This window comes from Streptomyces sp. Q2 (genome assembly GCF_056820935.1).
The window spans coordinates 46,374-67,891 of sequence record NZ_JBXEJE010000052.1 but is presented as its reverse complement, the minus strand read 5'-3'; the positions used below and the strand labels follow the sequence as shown (position 1 = coordinate 67,891).

The 21,518-nt window shown below is 69.6% G+C and carries 16 protein-coding genes; 15 read left to right on the top strand and 1 reads right to left on the bottom strand.

The features are described 5' to 3' along the window. The 14 genes from ACWBNA_RS40735 to ACWBNA_RS40670 form a co-directional block, all read left to right on the top strand. A partial coding sequence (locus ACWBNA_RS40735; RefSeq protein ID WP_482709623.1) for a peptidoglycan D,D-transpeptidase FtsI family protein occupies positions 1-1,881 on the top strand: 1,881 nt, incomplete at its 5' end. A 173-nt stretch (positions 1,882-2,054) separates the two neighbouring features. Further along, positions 2,055-3,584, top strand: coding sequence for a UDP-N-acetylmuramoyl-L-alanyl-D-glutamate--2,6-diaminopimelate ligase (locus tag ACWBNA_RS40730; RefSeq protein ID WP_482709621.1), 1,530 nt, complete (start codon positions 2,055-2,057; stop codon positions 3,582-3,584). Positions 3,585-3,588: 4 nt separating this feature from the next. After that, positions 3,589-5,004, top strand: a complete 1,416-nt coding sequence (locus ACWBNA_RS40725; RefSeq protein ID WP_482709620.1) for a UDP-N-acetylmuramoyl-tripeptide--D-alanyl-D-alanine ligase — start codon at positions 3,589-3,591, stop codon at positions 5,002-5,004. Next, positions 5,004-6,074, top strand: a complete 1,071-nt coding sequence (mraY, locus tag ACWBNA_RS40720) for a phospho-N-acetylmuramoyl-pentapeptide-transferase (protein ID WP_383860815.1) — start codon at positions 5,004-5,006, stop codon at positions 6,072-6,074. Before ACWBNA_RS40725 ends, mraY begins: the two co-directional genes overlap by 1 nt. Then, a complete protein-coding gene (gene murD, locus ACWBNA_RS40715) occupies positions 6,056-7,474 on the top strand; it encodes a UDP-N-acetylmuramoyl-L-alanine--D-glutamate ligase (RefSeq protein WP_482709619.1) in 1,419 nt (472 codons plus the stop codon). The genes mraY and murD overlap by 19 nt, the downstream gene beginning before the upstream one ends. A gap of 67 nt (positions 7,475-7,541) precedes the next feature. Next, complete coding sequence (gene ftsW / locus ACWBNA_RS40710; protein ID WP_482709618.1) at positions 7,542-8,897, top strand: putative lipid II flippase FtsW; 1,356 nt, start codon at positions 7,542-7,544, stop codon at positions 8,895-8,897. 6 nt (positions 8,898-8,903) lie between these two features. Beyond that, entirely contained in the window at positions 8,904-10,001 is a 1,098-nt protein-coding gene (murG, locus tag ACWBNA_RS40705) for an undecaprenyldiphospho-muramoylpentapeptide beta-N-acetylglucosaminyltransferase (RefSeq protein ID WP_482709617.1), read from the top strand. A 38-nt stretch (positions 10,002-10,039) separates the two neighbouring features. Next, positions 10,040-10,834 carry a cell division protein FtsQ gene (gene ftsQ, locus ACWBNA_RS40700; protein WP_482709615.1) on the top strand — a complete coding sequence of 265 codons (795 nt, stop codon included), beginning with the start codon at positions 10,040-10,042 and terminating at the stop codon, positions 10,832-10,834. A 279-nt stretch (positions 10,835-11,113) separates the two neighbouring features. Beyond that, a complete protein-coding gene (gene ftsZ / locus ACWBNA_RS40695) occupies positions 11,114-12,319 on the top strand; it encodes a cell division protein FtsZ (protein ID WP_217237244.1) in 1,206 nt (401 codons plus the stop codon). A 26-nt stretch (positions 12,320-12,345) separates the two neighbouring features. Further along, positions 12,346-13,056, top strand: coding sequence for a peptidoglycan editing factor PgeF (pgeF, locus tag ACWBNA_RS40690; protein ID WP_482709614.1), 711 nt, complete (start codon positions 12,346-12,348; stop codon positions 13,054-13,056). A 5-nt stretch (positions 13,057-13,061) separates the two neighbouring features. After that, the gene (locus tag ACWBNA_RS40685; RefSeq protein ID WP_482709613.1) at positions 13,062-13,781 is read left to right on the top strand and encodes a YggS family pyridoxal phosphate-dependent enzyme; all 720 of its coding nucleotides are present in this window, start codon (positions 13,062-13,064) and stop codon (positions 13,779-13,781) included. Between the two features lie 129 nt (positions 13,782-13,910). Further along, entirely contained in the window at positions 13,911-14,570 is a 660-nt protein-coding gene (locus ACWBNA_RS40680; protein WP_482709612.1) for a cell division protein SepF, read from the top strand. A 71-nt stretch (positions 14,571-14,641) separates the two neighbouring features. After that, positions 14,642-14,926, top strand: coding sequence for a YggT family protein (locus ACWBNA_RS40675; RefSeq protein WP_030596379.1), 285 nt, complete (start codon positions 14,642-14,644; stop codon positions 14,924-14,926). 46 nt (positions 14,927-14,972) lie between these two features. Further along, a complete protein-coding gene (locus ACWBNA_RS40670; RefSeq protein ID WP_482709611.1) occupies positions 14,973-16,175 on the top strand; it encodes a DivIVA domain-containing protein in 1,203 nt (400 codons plus the stop codon). A 210-nt stretch (positions 16,176-16,385) separates the two neighbouring features. Here ACWBNA_RS40670 and ileS read toward each other — a convergent pair whose 3' ends face one another. Beyond that, complete coding sequence (ileS, locus tag ACWBNA_RS40665; protein ID WP_482709610.1) at positions 16,386-19,523, bottom strand: isoleucine--tRNA ligase; 3,138 nt, start codon at positions 19,521-19,523, stop codon at positions 16,386-16,388. A 604-nt stretch (positions 19,524-20,127) separates the two neighbouring features. Here ileS and ACWBNA_RS40660 point away from each other — a divergent pair. Next, complete coding sequence (locus ACWBNA_RS40660; RefSeq protein ID WP_482709609.1) at positions 20,128-21,498, top strand: TraR/DksA family transcriptional regulator; 1,371 nt, start codon at positions 20,128-20,130, stop codon at positions 21,496-21,498. The last annotated feature ends 20 nt before the right edge of the window (positions 21,499-21,518 follow it).

Genomic DNA, 21,518 nt, shown 5'->3' with positions numbered 1-21,518 from the left:
GGCCCCGGCGCCCGACCGCCTCGCCGCCCGGCGGCGTCCCGCCCCGCGGCCCCTCGTGTCATCCGGCTGGGCAGCCCCCGGCCCCGGCTGCGCATGGTCGGCCTGGCGCTGACCCTCGTGCTGATCGCCTTCGTCGTACGACTGCTCCAGGTGCAGGCCGTCGACGCCAGCACGTACGCCGCCAAGGCCCAGCAGAACCGGTACGTCGGCTACACCCTGGCCGCCGAGCGCGGCGGGATCACCGACCGCGACGGCGTGGCCCTGGCGACCAGCGAGGACGCCTACAACATCACCGCGGACCCCACGCTGTTCAACCGCAAGCAGTTGAAGATCGACGACGGACCCGAGCAGGCGGCCGCCCTGCTCGCCCCGATCCTCGGCCAGGAGCAGGACACGATCGTCAAGAAGCTCAGGCCCGCGGACAAGAACCTCCGCTACGTCGTGCTCGCCAACCGGCAGACCCCGCAGGTCTGGAAGCAGATCAAGGACCTGAAGACCGCGCTGTCCACCAAGTCCGAGACCGACCCGAGCACGGTCAACGTCCTCGCGGGCGTCCTCTCCGTGCCCACCAGCAAGCGCGTGTACCCGAACGGCGATCTCGCCGCCGGGATACTGGGCTGGGTCAACGCCGAGGGCAAGGGCGGCGGCGGTGTCGAGCAGCAGCTGAACGGCCTGCTGTCCGGCAAGGACGGCAAGATCCGCTACGCCCAGTCCGGGGGCCGCCAGGTGCCGACCGTGGGCTCCACCGAGACGCCCGCCGTGCCCGGCAGCGACGTCGAGCTCACCATCGACCGCGACATCCAGTGGGCCGCGCAGAACGCGATCACCGAGCAGGTCGAGAAGTCCAAGGCGGACCGCGGCTATGTGATCGTGCAGGACACCCGGACCGGCCAGGTCCTCGCCATGGCCAACTCGCCCGGCTTCGACCCGAACGACCTGTCCAAGGCGAGCGGACTCAACATGGGCAACGCGGCGCTCCAGGACGCGTACGAGCCCGGCTCCACCGCGAAGGTCATGTCGATGGCCGCCGTACTGGAGGAGAAGGTCGCCACCCCCGACACCCATGTCGTGGTGCCCAACCGCCTGCACCGCGGCGACCGGCTCTTCAAGGACGACATCGACCACCCGACCTGGTACCTCACGCTCAACGGCGTGCTCGCCAAGTCCAGCAACATCGGCACGATCCTGGCCACCGGGCAACTCGGCACCACGCAGGCGCAGGCCAACCAGGTCCTCTACTCGTACCTGCGCAAGTTCGGCCTGGGCAGCTACACCGGGCTCGGCTTCCCGGGCGAGACGCCCGGCATCCTCGCCGGGCCCGACAAGTGGTCGACCTCGCAGCAGTACACGATTCCTTTCGGCCAGGGCGTGTCCCTCAACGCGATGCAGGCGGCGTCGGTCTACTCGACCATCGCCAACGGCGGTGTCCGCGTCGAGCCCACGCTCGTGCGCGGCACGAAGGGACCCGACGGACGCTTCACCCCGGCCGCTCAGCCGAAGAAGACAAGGGTCGTCAGCGCCAGGACGGCCACGACCCTCGCCCGGATGCTGGAGTCCGTCGTGGACGACGTGGAGGGCACCGGTACGAAGGCACGCATCCCCGGCTACCGGGTCGCGGGCAAGACGGGTACGGCCAACCGTGTGGATCCGGCCACCGGCAAGTACAAGGGCTACACCTCGTCCTTCGCCGGATTCGCCCCCGCCGACAAGCCTCGCGTCACCGTCTACTGCGCGATCCAGAACGCCACCGAGGGCAGCTACTTCGGCGGCCAGATCTGCGGCCCCGTCTACAAGCAGGTGATGGAGTTCGCCCTCAAGACCCTCCAGGTACCGCCCACCGGGGCCAAGGCCGCGAAACTTCCGGTCGCCTTCACACCCTGATCATCTCTGTTCAGCACGGAACCCCCAGGAACCAGCTCGTGACAACGATCACCCCCGATTCCAGCAACCAGGGCACGCCAGTGCCCTCACTTCGCTCCGAAGCGGGTGCGCCCGGTACGCTCACCGCCGTGCCACACGCCGATCAGTCCCAAACCACCCAGAAGGGCGCACCCGTGACATATCCGGGTCCGCCCAGGCCGGTCCGGATCTCCGCCACACCCCTCGCGGAGCTCGCCGATCAGCTGGGTGTCGTGCAGCCGGAGGCCCCGAAGAGCGCGGCCGGAGTCTCGGGCATCACCCACGACTCCCGTGCCGTCCGCCCCGGCGACCTGTACGCCGCCCTCCCGGGCGCCCGCCTGCACGGCGCCGACTTCGTCACCCAGGCCGCGGGCCTCGGCGCGGTCGCCGTGCTGACCGACCCGACGGGCGCCGAGCGGGCCGCCGCCACCGGGCTCCCGATGCTGGTCGTCGACGACCCGCGCGCGGAGATGGGCGAACTGGCCGCCACGATCTACGGCCACCCGGGCCCCGCCCTGCTCCAGATCGGCATCACCGGCACGTCCGGCAAGACCACCACCGCCTACCTCGTCGAGGGCGGCCTGAAGACGTCCAAGTCCACCGGCCTCATCGGCACGGTGGAGATGCGCATCGGCGACGAGCGCATCAAGTCCGAACGCACCACCCCCGAAGCCACCGACCTCCAGGCCCTGTTCGCCGTCATGCGTGAGCGCGGGGTCGAGGCGGTCGCCATGGAGGTCTCCAGCCACGCCCTGGTCCTCGGCCGGGTCGACGGCTGCGTCTTCGACATCGCCGTCTTCACCAACCTGAGCCCGGAACACATGGAGTTCCACTCCGACATGGAGGACTACTTCCAGGCCAAGGCCCGGCTGTTCACGCCGAAACGCAGCAGGCTCGGCGTCGTCAACCTCGACGACGAGTACGGGCGCAGGCTGGCCAAGGAGGCCACCGTCCCGGTCATCACCTTCTCCGCCGAGGGCCACCCGGACGCCGACTGGCGCGCCGAGGACGTCCAAGTCGGGCCCATGGACTCGACGTTCACCGTGATCGGCCCCGAGCGGGAGCGGATCACGGCCAGGTCGCCGCTCGCCGGAACCTTCAACGTGGCGAACACCCTCGCCGCGATCGCCGCCCTCGCCGCCGCCGGCCTCGACCCGCAGACCGCGGCCGACGGCATCGCCGCCGTGCCCGGTGTGCCGGGCCGACTGGAGCGGGTGGACGCCGGGCAGGCCTACCTCGCGGTCGTCGACTACGCCCACAAGACGGACGCCGTGGAATCGGTGCTGCGCGCGCTGCGCAAGGTCACCGAGGGCCGGCTGCACATCGTGCTCGGCTGCGGCGGCGACCGGGACAAGACCAAGCGGATGCCGATGGGCGCCGCCGCGGCCCGGCTCGCCGACACCGCCGTACTGACCTCCGACAACCCCCGTTCCGAGGATCCCCTCGCGATCCTCGCAACCATGCTCCAGGGCGCGGCGTCCGTACCGGCACACGAGCGCGGCGAGGTCCAGGTCTTCGAGGACCGGGCCGCCGCGATCGCCGCCGCCGTGTCCCGCGCACGGCCCGGCGACACGGTGCTGGTCGCGGGCAAGGGCCACGAGCAGGGCCAGGACATCGCCGGGGTGGTCCGTCCCTTCGACGACCGCCAGGTGCTTCGCGAAGCTATCCAGAAGACCCAGGGATGAACTTGTGATCGCCCTCTCTCTCGCCGAGATCGCCTCAGTCGTCGGCGGGCAGACGCACGACATACCGGATCCGTCCGTGCAGGTCACCGGACCGGTCGTCCGGGACTCCCGCGAGGCGGGGCCCGGCACCCTCTTCGTCGCCTTCGTCGGCGAGCGCGTGGACGGCCACGACTTCGCACAGGCGGTCGTCGAAGCGGGCGCGGTCGCCGTACTGGCGTCGCGCCCCGTCGGCGTGCCCGCGATCGTCGTCGAGGACGTCCAGACGGCTCTCGGCGCCCTCGCGCGTCATGTCGTACGACGGCTCGGCGCGACCCTCGTCGCCCTCACCGGATCCGCCGGCAAGACGAGCACCAAGGACCTGATCGCCCAGGTGCTCCGGCACAAGGCGCCGACCGTCTTCACGCCCGGCTCGCTCAACAACGAGATCGGGCTGCCGCTGACCGCGCTCAGCGCCACCGAGGAGACGCGGTTCCTCGTCCTGGAGATGGGCGCCCGCGGCATCGGCCACATCCGCTACCTCGCCGATCTGACGCCGCCGAAGATCGGCCTCGTCCTCAACGTCGGGACCGCCCACATCGGCGAGTTCGGCGGCCGGGAGCAGATCGCGCAGGCCAAGGGCGAGCTCGTGGAGGCCCTTCCCCCGGAGGACGAGGGCGGTGCCGCGATCCTCAACGCGGACGATCCGCTCGTACGGGCCATGGCGTCCCGTACGAAGGCGAAGGTGATCCTTTTCGGAGAGTCCGGCGAAGCGGACGTACGCGCCGAGAACGTGAGACTCACGGACAGCGGACAGCCCGCCTTCCTGCTTCACACACCCTCCGGTGCAAGTGAAGTGACCATGCGCCTGTACGGTGAGCACCACGTGTCGAACGCGCTCGCCGCGGCCGCCGTCGCCCACGAGCTGGGCATGTCCGCGGAAGAGATCGCCACCGCGCTCTCCGAGGCGGGCTCCCTCTCCCGCTGGCGTATGGAGGTCACCGAGCGCCCGGACGGCGTGACGGTCGTCAACGACGCCTACAACGCGAACCCCGAGTCCATGCGAGCCGCCCTGCGCGCGCTCGTGGCCATGGGCAGGGGGCGGCGGACCTGGGCGGTGCTCGGCAAGATGGCCGAGCTCGGGGACGAGGCGCTCGCCGAGCACGACGCGGTCGGACGGCTCGCCGTCCGGCTCAATGTCGGCAAGCTCGTCGCGGTCGGGGGCAGGGAAGCGTCCTGGCTGCAACTGGGCGCATATAACGAGGGTTCGTGGGGTGAGGAGTCGGTGCACGTGTCCGACGCACAGGCGGCGATCGACCTGTTGCGCAGCGAGTTGCGCCCGGGAGACGTCGTCCTCGTGAAGGCGTCCCGTTCGGTCGGCCTGGAGAGCATCGCCGAGGCGCTGCTGGCAACCGGTGCCGAGGGTGAGGTCGCAGCCCGATGATGAAGCAGATCCTGTTCGCAGGAGTCATTGGCCTCTTCCTGACCCTGGTCGGCACCCCGCTGCTGATCAAGCTGCTCGCCCGCAAGGGCTACGGCCAGTACATCCGCGACGACGGCCCGCGCACGCACGGCAGCAAGCGCGGTACGCCGACCATGGGCGGCATCGCCTTCATCTTCGCGACGGTCGCCGCCTACTTCCTGTCGAAGGTCATCACCGGCTACACCCCGACCTACTCCGGTCTGCTGGTGCTCGGCCTGATGGTCGGCATGGGTCTGGTCGGCTTCCTCGACGATTACATCAAGATCGTCAAGCGGCGTTCGCTGGGCCTGCGGGCCAAGGCCAAGATGGCCGGCCAGCTGATCGTCGGCATCAGCTTCGCGGTGCTCTCGCTGCAGTTCGCGGACGTCCGCGGCAACACCCCGGCCTCCACGAAGCTGTCGTTCATCACGGACTTCGGCTGGACGATCGGCCCGGTGCTGTTCGTCGTCTGGGCGCTGTTCATGATCCTCGCGATGTCGAACGGCGTGAACCTGACGGACGGTCTGGACGGTTTGGCCACCGGCGCCTCCGTCCTCGTCTTCGGCGCCTACACCTTCATCGGTGTCTGGCAGTTCCAGGAGTCCTGCGCCAACGGCGAGAGCCTGACCAATCCGGGCGCCTGTTACGAGGTGCGCGATCCGCTCGACCTCGCGGTCATCGCCTCCGCGCTGATGGGCGCCTGCCTCGGCTTCCTGTGGTGGAACACCTCACCCGCCAAGATCTTCATGGGCGACACCGGTTCGCTGGCCCTCGGCGGTGTACTCGCCGGTCTCGCGATCTGCTCGCGCACCGAGCTGCTGATCGCCCTCCTCGGCGGCCTGTTCGTCCTCATCACCATGTCGGTCGTCATCCAGGTCGGCTCCTTCCGCATGACCGGCAAGCGCGTCTTCCGCATGGCGCCACTCCAGCACCACTTCGAACTCAAGGGGTGGTCCGAAGTCCTTGTGGTGGTCCGCTTCTGGATCATCCAGGGCATCTGTGTGATCGTCGGCCTGGGCCTGTTCTACGCGGGATGGGCGGCGGACAAGTGACCGACTGGCAGGGCAAGCGCGTCACTGTCGCCGGGCTCGGCGTCTCCGGCATCCCGGCCGCCAAGGTGCTGCACGAACGCGGCGCTCTCGTCACGGTCGTCAACGACGGCGACGACGAGCCGGCCCGTGCCCAGGCGGCCGAACTGGAGGCCCTCGGCATCACCGTGCGCCTCGGTGACGGCGCGACCCTGCCGGAGGGCACCGAACTCATCGTCACCGCCCCCGGCTGGAAGCCGGACAAGCCACTGTTCGCGGCGGCACGCGTGGCCGGCGTGCCGGTCTGGGGCGACGTCGAACTCGCCTGGCGGCTGCGCGGACCCGACGCCGCGCCCTGGCTCGCCGTCACCGGCACCAACGGCAAGACCACGACCGTCCAGATGCTCGCCTCCATCCTGAAGGCGGCGGGCCTGCGCACGGCGGCGGTCGGCAACATCGGCGTCTCGCTCCTCGACGCGGTCCTCGGCGAGGAGCAGTACGACGTGCTCGCGGTGGAGCTGTCGAGCTACCAGCTCCACTGGGCGCCCTCGCTGCGTGCCCACTCCGCCGCCGTCCTGAACCTGGCGCCCGACCACCTCGACTGGCACGGCTCCATGGCGGCGTACGCCGCCGACAAGGGCCGCATCTACGAGGGCAATCGCGTCGCCTGCGTCTACAACCTCGCCGACCCGGCCACCGAGGACCTGGTCCGCGAGGCGGACGTCGAGGAGGGCTGCCGGGCCATCGGCTTCACCCTCGGCGCGCCAGCGCCCTCCCAACTCGGCGTGGTGGACGGCATCCTGGTCGACCGCGCCTTCGTGGAGGACCGGCACAAGAACGCCCAGGAGCTGGCGGAGGTCTCCGACGTCAACCCGCCCGCCCCCCACAACATCGCCAACGCCCTTGCGGCGGCCGCCCTCGCACGGGCCTTCGGAGTGCCCGCGACGGCCGTACGGGACGGCCTGAGGGCCTTCACGCCGGACGCCCACCGCATCGCGCACGTGGCCGACATCGACGGCGTCGCGTACGTCGACGACTCCAAGGCCACCAACACCCACGCCGCGGAAGCCTCGTTGGCGGCCTACGAGTCGATCGTGTGGATCGCGGGCGGTCTCGCCAAGGGCGCGACCTTCGACGAGTTGGTGACGGGGGCGGCGAAGCGGCTGCGAGGTGCCGTCCTCATCGGCGCGGACCGGGCCCTGATCCGCGAAGCCCTGGCGCGACACGCCCCGGAAGTACCCGTCGTCGACCTCGACCGGACCGACACTGGGGCGATGCTCCAGGCAGTCCAGGAAGCGAAGCGGCTCGCCGCCGCGGGCGACACGGTCCTGCTGGCCCCGGCCTGTGCCTCCATGGACATGTTCACCAACTACAACCAGCGCGGTGACGCGTTCGCGGAGGCGGTTCGCGAACTCGGCGCCTGACCCGGCCGCCTGCCGGGCGGACCTTGGGAGGGACGCGTGGGACCGTCGACGTACTGTGAGGTCTGCGATGCCCGGTAGCCGTACCGGGAGGCCGCCCGTGCAGCGGCCCGTCAGACGTCCCGCCACCCCCCGGGCATCGCGCGAGAACCCGATCCTCGGCCTGTACCTGCGCGCCCGCCGCGCCTGGGACCGGCCGCTGACCGCGTACTACCTGATCCTCGGCGGCAGTCTGCTGATCACCGTCCTCGGACTGGTGATGGTCTACTCGGCCTCCCAGATCACCGCCCTGCAGATGTCCCTGCCGGGCTCTTACTTCTTCCGCAAGCAGCTCCTCGCGGCCGTCATCGGCGGGGTGCTGATGCTGGTCGCCTCCCGCATGCCGGTGAAGCTGCACCGGGCGCTCGCCTACCCGATCCTCGCGGGCGCCGTCTTCCTGATGGCCCTCGTGCAGATCCCGGGGATAGGGATGTCGGTCAACGGCAACCAGAACTGGATCTCCCTGGGCGGCTCGTTCCAGATCCAGCCCAGTGAGTTCGGCAAGCTCGCCCTCGTGCTGTGGGGCGCCGACCTGCTCGCCCGCAAGCAGGACAAGAAGCTGCTGACCCAGTGGAAGCACATGCTCGTACCGCTCGTGCCGGTCGCCTTCATGCTGCTCGGGCTGATCATGCTCGGCGGCGACATGGGTACGGCGATCATCCTCACCGCGATCCTCTTCGGCCTGCTCTGGCTGGCGGGCGCGCCGACCCGGCTGTTCGTCGGGGTGCTGTCGATCGCCGCCACGCTCGGTGTGATCCTCATCAAGACCAGCCCCAACCGCATGGCCCGGCTGCAGTGCATCGGCGCCACCGAGCCGAAGTCCGGAGTGGCCGACTGCTGGCAGGCCGTGCACGGCATCTACGCCCTCGCCTCCGGCGGACTCTTCGGTTCCGGGCTCGGCGCGAGTGTGGAAAAATGGGGCCAACTCCCGGAAGCGCACACGGACTTCATCTTCGCCGTCACCGGTGAGGAACTGGGCCTGGCGGGGACGCTGTCCGTGCTCGCCCTCTTCGCGGCCCTAGGCTATGCGGGTATCCGCGTGGCCGGACGCACGGAGGACCCCTTCGTGAGGTATGCCGCGGGAGGTGTGACCACCTGGATCACCGCACAGGCGGTGATCAACATGGGTGCGGTGCTCGGCCTGCTGCCCATCGCCGGTGTCCCCCTTCCGCTGTTCTCCTACGGAGGGTCCGCCCTGCTGCCGACCATGTTCGCCATCGGGTTGCTGATCGCCTTCGCGCGTGAGGATCCCGCTGCGCGGATGGCGCTTTCGATGCGGCAACCCCGCTTTGGTAGAAAGCGGGCGGGAGGCCCTGTGCGGGGGCCTCGGAGATGGAACACGATGAGACGGCGTGCCAAGGCGGCGCGTTCGTCCGGAGAGCGGTGAATTTCGGTGCATGTCGTACTCGCCGGTGGGGGGACCGCCGGCCACATCGAGCCCGCGCTCGCCCTCGCGGACGCCCTGCGCAGGCAGGACCCGACCGTGGGAATCACGGCCCTGGGCACGGAGCGCGGCCTGGAGACCCGGCTCGTACCGGAGCGGGGCTATGACCTCGCGCTGATCCCCGCGGTACCCCTGCCACGCAAGCCGACCCCCGAACTGATCACCGTCCCGGGCCGGCTGCGCGGCACGATCAAGGCCGCCGAGCAGATCCTGGAGCGCACCAAGGCGGACGCCGTCGTCGGCTTCGGCGGGTACGTGGCCCTGCCCGGCTATCTCGCCGCCAAGCGCCTCGGGGTGCCGATCATCATCCACGAGGCCAACGCCCGTCCCGGCCTCGCCAACAAGATCGGCTCCCGGTACGCCGCCAAGGTCGCCGTCTCCACCCCGGACAGCAAGCTGCGCGACGCCCGCTACATCGGCATCCCGCTGCGCCGCTCCATCGCCACCCTCGACCGGGCGGCCATGCGTCCCGAGGCCCGCGCGGCCTTCGGGCTCGACCCGAACCTGCCGACGCTGCTGGTCTCCGGCGGCTCGCAGGGCGCGCGCCGGCTCAACGAGGTGGTCCAGCAGGTCGCGCCGTACCTCCAGCAGGCCGGGATCCAGGTCCTGCACGCGGTCGGCCCGAAGAACGAACTGCCGCAGGTGCACCAGATGCCGGGGATGCCCCCGTACATCCCGGTACCGTACGTGGACCGGATGGACCTCGCGTACGCCGCGGCCGACATGATGCTCTGCCGCGCGGGCGCGATGACCGTCGCCGAACTCTCCGCCGTCGGACTGCCGGCCGCCTATGTCCCGCTGCCCATCGGCAACGGCGAACAGCGGCTGAACGCCCAGCCGGTGGTCAAGGCCGGCGGCGGACTCCTGGTCGACGACGCGGACCTGACGCCCGAGTGGGTGCAGCAGAACGTACTGCCCGTGCTCGCCGATCCGCACCGGCTGTACCAGATGTCCCGTTCGGCGGGCGAGTTCGGCCGCCGGGACGCCGACGACCTGCTCGTCGCCATGGTGTACGAGGCGATCGCCGCCAACCGTGCACGCCGATAGGACCGCACCGAGGCCCGTATGACCGGAAGGCAGGAAGCGTGGCCGGATCGACGACCGCCGAGCGCGGAGAACGCCAGCAGGAGTCGTCCGGCCCGCCGCCTGTCCGGAGGATCACCACCCCCCGCCTTCGTACGATCATCATTCTCGCGGTCGCGCTGGTGCTCGTCGGAGCCGGATCCGTCTGGGTCCTGTACGGCTCGAACTGGCTGCGCGTGGAGCAGGTATCGGTCTCCGGGACCAGGGTTCTGACGCCCGCGCAGGTCCGCGAGGCCGCCGATGTGCCGGTCGGATCGCCGCTGATTTCCATCGACACCGACGCGATTGAGGCACGACTGCGCCGGAAATTGCCCCGAATTGACGTGGTTGACGTAGCGCGTTCCTGGCCCCACGGAATCGGGCTGAAAGTGACTGAGCGTACTCCGGTTCTGCTTGTCCAAAAGGGCGGAAACTTTGTCGAAGTGGACGATGAAGGTGTCCGATTCGCCACGGTTTCCGAGGCTCCGAAAGGCGTGCCCGCTCTGGAATTGACGCTGTCTCAGCCGGGCTCGCGCGCCGCGAGCCTGCGCCGGTTCGGCGAGGGCCGATTGGTGCGGGAGGCGGTCCGCGTCGCCCGTGCCCTTCCGGCCGCCGTCGCGCATCGGACCCAGGCCGTCAAGGTGCGTTCGTACGACGACATCTCACTGGAGTTGAGCGACGGGCGGACCGTCGCCTGGGGGAGCGGCGAGAAGGGGGCCGCGAAGGCCCGTACGCTCACGGCTCTCATGAAAGCCTCTCCCGAAGCGCGGTACTTCGACGTCAGCGTTCCCACGGCGCCCGCGTCATCGGGGAGTTGACGCACATCCGCGCAGGCCAGCACCCTGGTTGGGCAGCGCTATGGCTGATCACATAGGGTGAAAAGAAAAACGGGAGGTTCGGCGTGTTCGTTGAACGTGCGCCACTTGTCGACTTAGTGTCCTGTTCAGAAGACTCCAGGGAACAGACACACTGGTAACCCTAAACTTCAACGTTAGGGTTCGGGTCGGCGATACGGACCGTCCCAATCGGCATCAGTCGTCGGACCGCGGCAACGCCGCGAGGCGGCGACACGTAACTCGAGGCGAGAGGCCTTCGACGTGGCAGCACCGCAGAACTACCTCGCAGTCATCAAAGTCATCGGTGTCGGCGGCGGTGGTGTCAATGCCATCAACCGGATGATCGAGGTCGGTCTCAAGGGCGTCGAGTTCATCGCCATCAACACCGACGCGCAGGCGCTGTTGATGAGCGACGCCGACGTCAAACTCGACGTCGGCCGCGAACTCACCCGCGGACTCGGCGCCGGAGCCAACCCGGCCGTGGGCCGCAAGGCCGCCGAGGACCACCGCGAGGAGATCGAGGAGGTCCTCAAGGGGGCCGACATGGTCTTCGTGACGGCCGGTGAAGGCGGCGGCACCGGCACCGGCGGCGCCCCCGTCGTGGCCAACATCGCACGCACCCTGGGCGCCCTCACCATCGGCGTGGTCACGCGCCCGTTCACCTTCGAGGGACGGCGCCGCGCCAACCAGGCCGAGGACGGCATCGCCGAACTCCGCGAAGAGGTCGACACCCTCATCGTCATCCCGAACGACCGGCTGCTGTCCATCTCGGACCGCCAGGTCTCGGTCCTCGACGCCTTCAAGTCGGCGGACCAGGTCCTGCTCTCCGGTGTCCAGGGCATTACCGACCTCATCACCACCCCCGGTCTGATCAACCTCGACTTCGCCGACGTCAAGTCGGTCATGTCCGAGGCCGGCTCGGCCCTGATGGGCATCGGTTCGGCCCGCGGCGACGACCGCGCGGTGGCCGCGGCCGAGATGGCGATCTCCTCGCCGCTCCTTGAGGCGTCCATCGACGGCGCCCGAGGTGTCCTTCTCTCCATCTCCGGCGGTTCCGACCTCGGCCTGTTCGAGATCAACGAGGCCGCCCAGCTGGTGAGCGAGGCCGCCCACCCCGAGGCCAACATCATCTTCGGCGCGGTCATCGACGACGCCCTCGGTGACGAAGTCCGGGTCACCGTGATCGCGGCAGGCTTCGACGGCGGCCAGCCGCCGGCCCGCCGGGACAACGTCCTCGGTTCGGCCTCGTCGTCCTCGTCCTCGGGCCGCCGTGAGGAGCCCACCCCGGTACGGCAGACCGAGAGCCGCCCGTCCTTCGGCTCGCTCGGCAGCGTGACGCCCAAGGAGGAGTCGGAGCAGGCTCCCGAGCCGGTGGCCGACCTTCCGGTCTCCCCGCCGGTCCCGCCGTCGCGGTCCTACTCGGACAGCGCGGCCGAGGAACTGGACGTGCCGGACTTCCTGAAGTGATAGATCAGCGCTCCGGAACGAGCACTGTGAACGGCGCGCACTTCGCCTTCACCGACAGGTGGGGCGGGGTGAGCGCCGTTCCGTACGAGGAGCTCAACCTCGGCGGAGCGGTCGGCGACGACCCCGAAGCCGTACGCGCCAACCGTGAACTGGCCGCCAAGTCCCTGGGGCTCGACGCCGCCCAGGTGGTCTGGATGAACCAGGTGCACGGGGCCGACGTGGCGGTGGTGGACCGGCCCTGGGGTTCCGCCGAGCCGATCCCCTCGGTCGACGCGGTCGTCACCGCCCGGCGCGGACTGGTCCTCGCCGTCCTCACGGCCGACTGCACTCCCGTGCTGCTCGCCGACCCGGTCGCCAAGGTCGCCGCCGCGGCCCACGCGGGCCGGCCCGGCATGATCGCCGGGGTCGTCCCCGCCGCCGTACGGGCCATGACGAAACTCGGTGCCGAACCGTCCCGGATCGTCGCCCGCACCGGACCCGCCGTCTGCGGCCGGTGCTACGAAGTGCCGGACGCCATGCGCGCCGAGGTGGCCGCCGTCGAACCGGCGGCGCACGCCGAGACGAGCTGGGGCACTCCCGCGGTCGACGTGACCGCCGGCGTGCACGCGCAGCTCGAGCGGCTCGGGGTGCACGACCGGGAGCAGTCGCCGGTGTGCACGCTGGAGTCGGGGGACCACTTCTCGTACCGCCGCGATCGCACCACGGGGCGACTCGCGGGATATGTGTGGCTGGACTGAGGGGCATGACGGACCGTAAGGACGAACTCGCCGGAAACCTGGCGAAGGTGGAGGAGCGCATCGCCGCCGCGTGTGCGGCCGCCGGGCGGGAGCGCGGGGACGTCACGCTGATCGTGGTCACCAAGACCCACCCCGCGAGGGATGTGCGGATGCTGGCGGAACTCGGCGTGCGTCATGTCGCCGAGAACCGCGACCAGGATGCGGCACCGAAGGCCGCGGAATGTGCCGACTTGCCCCTTGTCTGGCACTTCGTCGGTCAGTTGCAGACCAATAAAGTGCGATCCGTGGTCGGTTACGCGGATCTTGTGCAGTCCGTCGATCGTTCCAAGCTGGTGACTGCCCTGTCGAAGGAGGCCGTGCGGGTCGGGCGCGAAGTGGGCTGCCTGATCCAGGTGGCGCTCGACGCGGGAGCGAGCGGGAGAGGGGAGCGGGGTGGCGTAGGGCCTGGCGGGATCGCGGAGTTGGCCGACCTCGTCGCCGACGCCCCGGGGCTGCGGCTCGACGGGCTGATGACCGTCGCTCCGCTCACCGGGGAGTACGCGGGGCGCGAACAGGCGGCGTTCGAGCGGCTGATGGATTTGTCGACGGACCTGCGCCGAGCGCATCCGGCTGCGAACATGGTCTCCGCAGGGATGAGTGCGGACCTCGAACAAGCCGTGGCGGCCGGAGCGACACATGTACGCGTCGGTACGGCGGTACTCGGAGTACGCCCCAGGCTCGGGTAACGTCGCCAGGAAGTCGGACCACAGCAGAAAATATGGTCATTACCGCAGCATAGCGGGCATAACGACCTCGTGGATCGCGGGCACTTGGCAGTCGTCAGCCGATCCACCACAGAGCGGAGGACTCAGAGAATGGCCGGCGCGATGCGCAAGATGGCGGTCTACCTCGGCCTCGTGGAGGACGATGGGTACGACGGCCGCGGTTTTGATCCCGACGACGACTTCGAACCCGAGCTGGATCCGGAGCCCGAGCGCGACCGGCGACGGCATGAGCTGTCGCACCAGCCGCACAGCTCGCACCAGTCCCACCAGGCACATCAGCCTGAAAGGGACGAACCGGTACGAGTGGTGCAACCTCCGGTGTCACGCGACCCGCTGCCCCGATCCGCTTCGCTAGGCGCGGAATCCGGGCGCCCGGCGCGCATCGCGCCCGTGGCATCCATCACACAAGAACGCGCAAGCCTGGAGAAGAACGCACCGGTGATCATGCCCAAGGTCGTGTCGGAACGAGAGCCTTACCGGATCACGACACTTCACCCCCGGACCTACAACGAGGCCCGTACCATCGGGGAACACTTCCGTGAGGGCACCCCGGTGATCATGAATCTGACTGAGATGGATGACACAGACGCGAAGCGACTTGTCGACTTTGCGGCCGGTTTGGTGTTTGGTCTTCACGGCAGCATCGAGCGGGTGACGCAGAAGGTGTTCCTGTTGTCGCCTGCTAACGTCGATGTCACGGCGGAGGACAAGGCCCGCATCGCAGAGGGCGGGTTCTTCAACCAGAGCTGAGACGCAGGACCGGAAACGGCAGTACAAGTAGGACCCAGCAGTACGGATCAGGGGAGAGGGAAGCGCAGGCAATGAGCGTGGTTCTGGATGTCATCTACATCGCGCTGATGTGCTTCCTCATCGTGCTGATCTTCCGGTTGGTCATGGACTACGTCTTCCAGTTCGCCCGCTCGTGGCAACCCGGCAAGGCGATGGTGGTCGTTCTGGAGGCCACCTACACTGTCACTGATCCACCGCTCAAGCTTCTGCGGCGGTTCATTCCGCCGCTGCGTCTCGGGGGCGTGGCGCTCGACCTGTCCTTCTTCGTACTGATGATCATCGTCTACATCCTGATCTCCGTCGTGAGCCGGCTGTGAACGATACGGTCTTGCCGAATGCCGACGACTACGTTGAGGTGAAGAGATGCCGTTGACCCCCGAGGACGTGCGGAACAAGCAGTTCACGACCGTCCGCCTCCGAGAAGGCTATGACGAGGACGAGGTCGATGCCTTCCTCGACGAGGTCGAAGCCGAACTGACTCGCCTGCTCCGCGAGAACGAGGACCTGCGCGCCAAGCTGGCGGCGGCCACGCGCGCTGCTGCCCAGAATCAGCAGAACATGCGCAAGCCCCCGGAGCAGCAACAGGACCAGCAGCAGGGCGGCATGCAGCAACAGGGAGGCATGCAGCAGCAGGGTATGCCTCAGCAGGGAATGCCGCAGCAAGGCATGCCTCAGCAGGGTATGCCGCAGCAGGGCATGCGAGGTCCCGGCTCTCCGGTGCCGGCCGGAATATCTGGCCCGCCGCAGCAGCAGATGGGTGGCCCCATGGGTGGCCCGCCCCAGCTGCCGAGCGGTGCACCGCAGCTGCCTGCCGGTCCCGGTGGTGGCCAGGGCGGCCCGCAGGGTCCCGGTCAGATGGGCCAGGGTCCGATGGGTCAGGGCCCGATGGGTGGCCAGCCCCCCATGCACCAGCAGATGGGTGGCCCGATGGGCGGTCCCATGGGCGGTCCCGGTCAGGGCCCCGGTGGCGACAGCGCCGCCCGCGTCCTCTCGCTGGCTCAGCAGACCGCCGACCAGGCGATCGCCGAGGCACGTTCCGAGGCCAACAAGATCGTCGGTGAGGCGCGTTCGCGTGCCGAGGGTCTTGAGCGTGACGCCCGTGCCAAGGCCGACGCCCTGGAGCGGGACGCGCAGGAGAAGCACCGTGTCGCGATGGGCTCCCTGGAGTCCGCCCGCGCCACGCTGGAGCGCAAGGTCGAGGACCTGCGTGGCTTCGAGCGCGAGTACCGCACGCGTCTGAAGTCCTACCTGGAGTCGCAGCTGCGTCAGTTGGAGACCCAGGCGGACGACTCGCTGGCACCGCCGCGCGCTCCGGCGGCCGCGTCGCTGCCGCCGTCCCCGGCGCCTTCCATGGCTCCGGCAGGCGCCAGTGCCCCGTCGTACGGCGGCGGCAACCAGGGCATGGGCGGCGGCCCGTCTCCTGCCGGTCCGTCCTACGGCGGCCAGCAGCAGATGTCCCCGGCGATGACCCAGCCGATGGCGCCGGTACGGCCGCAGGGCCCGTCGCCGATGGGCCAGGCTCCCTCGCCGATGCGCGGCTTCCTCATCGACGAGGACGACAACTGACGGTTATGAGTACGCCGTAGGCGTCGGCAGCGTTCAGGGCGGGGCCCCGGATTTTCATCCGGGGCCCCGCCCTTTTGCCGTGCGCGTCCCGGGCTTTGCCGTGCGTGTTCGGGTGCCGGTGCAGGTGTCCTGCGTACGCAACGCCGAAGGCCCGGGTGCGCCAAGATCTTCTTGGACCGCCCGGGCCTTCGTGTGTCGGTGTGCCCCGGGTTACGCCTTGCGCAGGCGGAACGTCAGGGACAGACCCTCGTCCGTGAACGGGGATCCGTAGGTGTCGTCCGTCTCACCCTGGGCGAAGTCACTCGCGAGGACCTCGTCGGCGATGAGGCCGGAGTGCTCGGACAGGGCCGCGACGACGGCCGGGTCCGTGGACGTCCAGCGCAGCGCGATGCGGTCGGCCACGTCGAGGCCGCTGTTCTTGCGGGCCTCCTGGATCAGGCGGATCGCGTCCCGGGCCAGGCCCGCCTGACGCAGCTGCTCCGTGATCTCCAGGTCGAGGGCGACCGTCGCGCCCGAGTCGGACGCCACCGACCAGCCCTCGCGCGGGGTCTCCGTGATGATGACCTCGTCAGGGGCGAGCGTGACCGTCTCGCCGTCGACCTCCACCGATGCCGTGCCCTCGCGCAGGGCCAGGGACAGGGCGGCGGCGTCCGCGTTCGCGACGGCCTTCGCCACGTCCTGGACCCGCTTGCCGAACCGCTTGCCCAGCGCACGGAAGTTGGCCTTCGCCGTCGTGTCGACCAGCGAACCGCCCACCTCGGACAGCGACGCCAGTGACTCGACGTTCAGCTCCTCCGTGATCTGCGCGTGCAGCTCGGCGTCGAGGGAGCCGAAGCCCGTCGCCGCGATCAGCGCGCGCCGCAGCGGCTGACGTGTCTTCACACCCGACTCCGCGCGCGTGGCACGGCCCAGCTCCACCAGTCGTCGTACCAGGACCATCTGCTTCGACAGTTCCGGGTCGATGGCGGACAGGTCCGCCTGCGGCCAGGACGCCAGGTGCACCGACTCGGGGGCGTCGGGGCTGACCGGCACCACCAGGTCCTGCCAGACCCGCTCGGTGATGAACGGGGTCAGCGGGGCCAGCAGCTTGGTGACCGTCTCGACGACCTCGTGCAGGGTGCGCAGCGCCGCCTTGTCGCCCTGCCAGAAGCGGCGACGGGAACGGCGTACGTACCAGTTGGACAGGTCGTCGACGAACGCCGAGAGCAGCTTTCCGGCGCGCTGGGTGTCGTACGACTCCAGGGCCTGCGTCACCTGGTCGGTGAGCGCGTGGAGTTCGGACAGGAGCCAGCGGTCGAGGACCGGCCGGTCCGCCGGGGCCGGATCGGCCTCGCCGGGTGCCCAGTCGGACGTGCGGGCGTACAGGGCCTGGAAGGCGACCGTGTTCCAGTACGTGAGGAGCGTCTTGCGGACGACCTCCTGGATGGTGCCGTGGCCGACGCGGCGGGCCGCCCACGGGGAGCCGCCGGCCGCCATGAACCAGCGGACCGCGTCCGCTCCGTGCTGTTCCATCAGCGGGATCGGCTGCAGGATGTTGCCCAGGTGCTTGGACATCTTGCGGCCGTCCTCGGCGAGGATGTGACCGAGGCAGACGACGTTCTCGTACGACGACTTGTCGAAGACGAGCGTGCCGACGGCCATGAGGGTGTAGAACCACCCGCGTGTCTGGTCGATGGCCTCCGAGATGAACTGCGCCGGGTAGCGGCTCTCGAAGAGCTCCTTGTTCTTGTGCGGGTAGCCCCACTGCGCGAACGGCATCGAACCCGAGTCGTACCAGGCGTCGATGACCTCCGGTACGCGCGTGGCCGTCTTCCGGCACGTCGGGCAGGCGAAGGTGACGTCGTCGATGAACGGGCGGTGCGGGTCGAGCTCCGACTGGTCGGTGCCGGTCAGCTCGGTCAGTTCGGCGCGGGAGCCGACGCAGGTGAGGTGGCCGTCCTCGCAAGTCCAGATGGGCAGCGGGGTGCCCCAGTAGCGGCTGCGGGAGAGCGCCCAGTCGATGTTGTTGTTCAGCCAGTCGCCGAAACGGCCGTGCTTGACGGAGTCCGGGAACCAGTTGGTCTTCTCGTTCTCCTGGAGGAGGCGGTCCTTGACGGCCGTGGTGCGGATGTACCAGGACGGCTGCGCGTAGTAGAGGAGCGCGGTGTGGCAGCGCCAGCAGTGCGGGTAGCTGTGCTCGTACGGGATGTGCTTGAAGAGCAGACCGCGGTTGTGGAGGTCCTCGGTGAGCTTCTCGTCCGCCTTCTTGAAGAAGACGCCGCCCACGAGGGGGACGTCCTCCTCGAAGGTGCCGTCCCGGCGGACCGGGTTCACGACGGGGAGGCCGTACGTGCGGCAGACCTTGAGGTCGTCCTCGCCGAAGGCGGGGGACTGGTGGACCAGCCCCGTACCGTCCTCGGTCGTCACGTACTCGGCGTTGACCACGTAGTGGGCCGGTTCCGGGAACTCGACCAGCTCGAACGGGCGTTGGTAGGTCCAGTGCTCCATCTCGGCGCCGGTGAAGGTCTCGCCCGTGACCTCCCAGCCCTCGCCGAGGGCCTTCTCGACGAGCGGCTCCGCGACGACGAGCCTCTCCTCGCCGTTCGTCGCGACGACGTACCTGACGGCGGGGTGCGCGGCGACGGCGGTGTTGGAGACCAGCGTCCACGGGGTCGTCGTCCACACCAGGAGCGCTGCCTGGCCGGCGAGCGGACCGGAGGTGAGCGGGAAACGGACGTACACCGACGGGTCGACGATCGTCTCGTAGCCCTGCGCCAGCTCGTGGTCCGACAGACCCGTCTCGTCGCGCGGGCACCAGGGGGCGACGCGGTAGTCCTGGACCAGCAGCCCCTTGTTGAAGATCTCCTTCAGCGACCACCAGACGGAGTCCACGTACTCGGGGTCCATCGTGCGGTACGCGTCGTCCAGGTCGACCCAGTAGCCCATGCGGTTCGTGAGCTCGGTGAAGGCGTCGGTGTGGCGGGTCACGGAGTCGCGGCACTTGGCGTTGAACTCGGCGATGCCGTACGCCTCGATGTCCTTCTTGCCGTTGAAGCCGAGCTCCTTCTCCACGGCGATCTCGACCGGCAGGCCGTGGCAGTCCCAGCCGGCCTTGCGGGCCACGTGGTAGCCGCGCATGGTGCGGAAGCGGGGGAAGACGTCCTTGAAGACGCGCGCCTCGATGTGGTGGGCCCCCGGCATGCCGTTGGCCGTGGGCGGGCCCTCGTAGAACACCCACTCGGGGCGGCCCTCGGACTGTTCCAGGGTCTTGGCGAAGATCTTCTGCTCGCGCCAGAAGTCGAGCACGGCGTGCTCGAGCGCGGGCAGGTCGACCTGGGCGGGAACCTGGCGGTACGTCGGCGTTGTCATCAGCGAGCTTCCTCCGGCGGACTTGCTGCGTTCCGTCCGGAGGGACGAGAGCTGTGTCATTCCCTGCGCCGCCTTCGGCGCGCTCCCGCGGTACCACCCTCCTTGGCTCTCCGGTGCGCCGTACGCGCCGGTGAGCCCCCTCATTGGGGTCGCGATGCCGGGTCTACTGGCCGCCTTCTTTCGGCTACGGCTTTCTTCCGGCGGCTCCGGGGTGATCTTCACGTCGCGCTCGCCCCCGGGCTTCCACCGTCCCCGGGTCGCTCTGGGCTGCGTACGTCGCTACTCGTCCCCATCCACGCTTTTCGCTCCGCCCAGTGTACGGCGCCGCGGGGACAGCGGCCGACCGCTTTATCGGCGGCCGTCGGCGGGTGCTCGGTGAGGGCCGGGATGACCCGAATGGCGAGGGGCGCGTGTTCGCACAGTGGGATGCCCCGCTGGGCGGATTACCCGGCGGGGAGCTGGGCACAACGCATGCAGGTTTGCCGCGCGGCGTTCGCGAGGCGGGCGAATCGGGCGGTGCGCCCCGTTGCCGCGAGACTCAAGTCGATTTATCGTCCCAGCACGATTCGCGTGCAAGATCACAATATGTGAAGGGGGCGCGGCCATGGTGGCGAAGAAGACCGCCGTACAGCAGTCGGCGTCCGGGTCCACGGGAGCCTCCGGCGGTGCGGCCAAGGACGTCGGTGGGAAGAAGAGCACGCAGAGGGGCGCGGCCGGGAGGGAAGCCAAGGCCGTGAAGACGGTGGGTACGGCGGCGAAGAGGACCGCCGCGAAGGGCACGGGGGCGGGGGCGAGTGCGGGTACGGGGGGCAAGAGGGCCGTGCCGAAGAAGGCGGCATCGGTGAAGACGGCCGCTGCCAAGAAGGCGGCGGCTTCCGGGGCGGCCCCGTCCGAGGCCGCGGAGGAAGGGCTGGAGAGACCGGCGGCGAAGGAGGCGAGAGACGGCAGGAGGGGGGTGGTGGCGAGGAAGGCCGTGGCCAAGAAGACGGCGGCCAATAAGGCGGCGGCTACGAAGGTGTCGGGCGGGAAGAAGACCGGGGGGAAGACGGTGGCGGCCACGCAGGCCGAAGCCACGAAGGTGGCGGACGGGAAGGCGGCCGCCGTGCAGGAGACGGGCGGAAAGGCGGCGGCCACGAAGGCCGAAGCCACGAAGGTGGCGGACGGGAAGGCGGCCGCCGTGCAGGAGACGGGCGGAAAGGCGGCGGCCACGAAGGCCGGGGCTGTGACGGAGACCCGCGGGAAGGCGGCGGCCGTGAGGAAGACGGGCGGGAAGGCCGCGGCCGGTAAGGGCGCAGGCGGAACGGTGGCGGCCACGAAGGCGGTGGCCACGAAGGAGACCGGGGCGAAGAAGACCGCTGACCGCAAGAGCGGTGCCGCGAGGAGCGGCACTGGTAAAAGCACCTCCACGAAGAGCGCAGCCAAGACGACTGCGGCCAAGAAGAGCACGGTCATGAAGGCGGGCGCGGCGCAGGCCGCGGAGCAGACGGGAGCCACGACGGTGGTTGCGAAGAAGACTCCTGGCACGGCCACGGCGGCGAAGACCGCCCTGCCCAAGGCGCGGATCGTCGCGGCGAAGCCCGGCGAGCTCGCGGTACGCCCCGGCGAGGACCCATGGACGCCGGAAGAGGTCGCGGAGGCGCGCGCAGAACTGTCGTCCGAGGCGACGCGGCTGAGCGACGAGATCACCTCGTCCGAACAGTCCCTGGTGGGCTTGATGCGGGACTCCGGGGACGGCGCCGGCGACGACCAGGCGGACACCGGCACGAAGAACATCACGCGCGAGCACGAGATGGCTCTCGCGGCCAACGCGCGCGAGATGCTCATCCAGACCGAGCGCGCCCTGCAACGGCTCGACGCGGGCACCTACGGCCTGTGCGAGAACTGCGGCAACCCCATCGGCAAGGCCCGCATGCAGGCCTTCCCGCGGGCCACCCTGTGCGTGGAGTGCAAGCAGAAGCAGGAACGCCGGTACTGATCACCTCGCCGCCTGGGGGC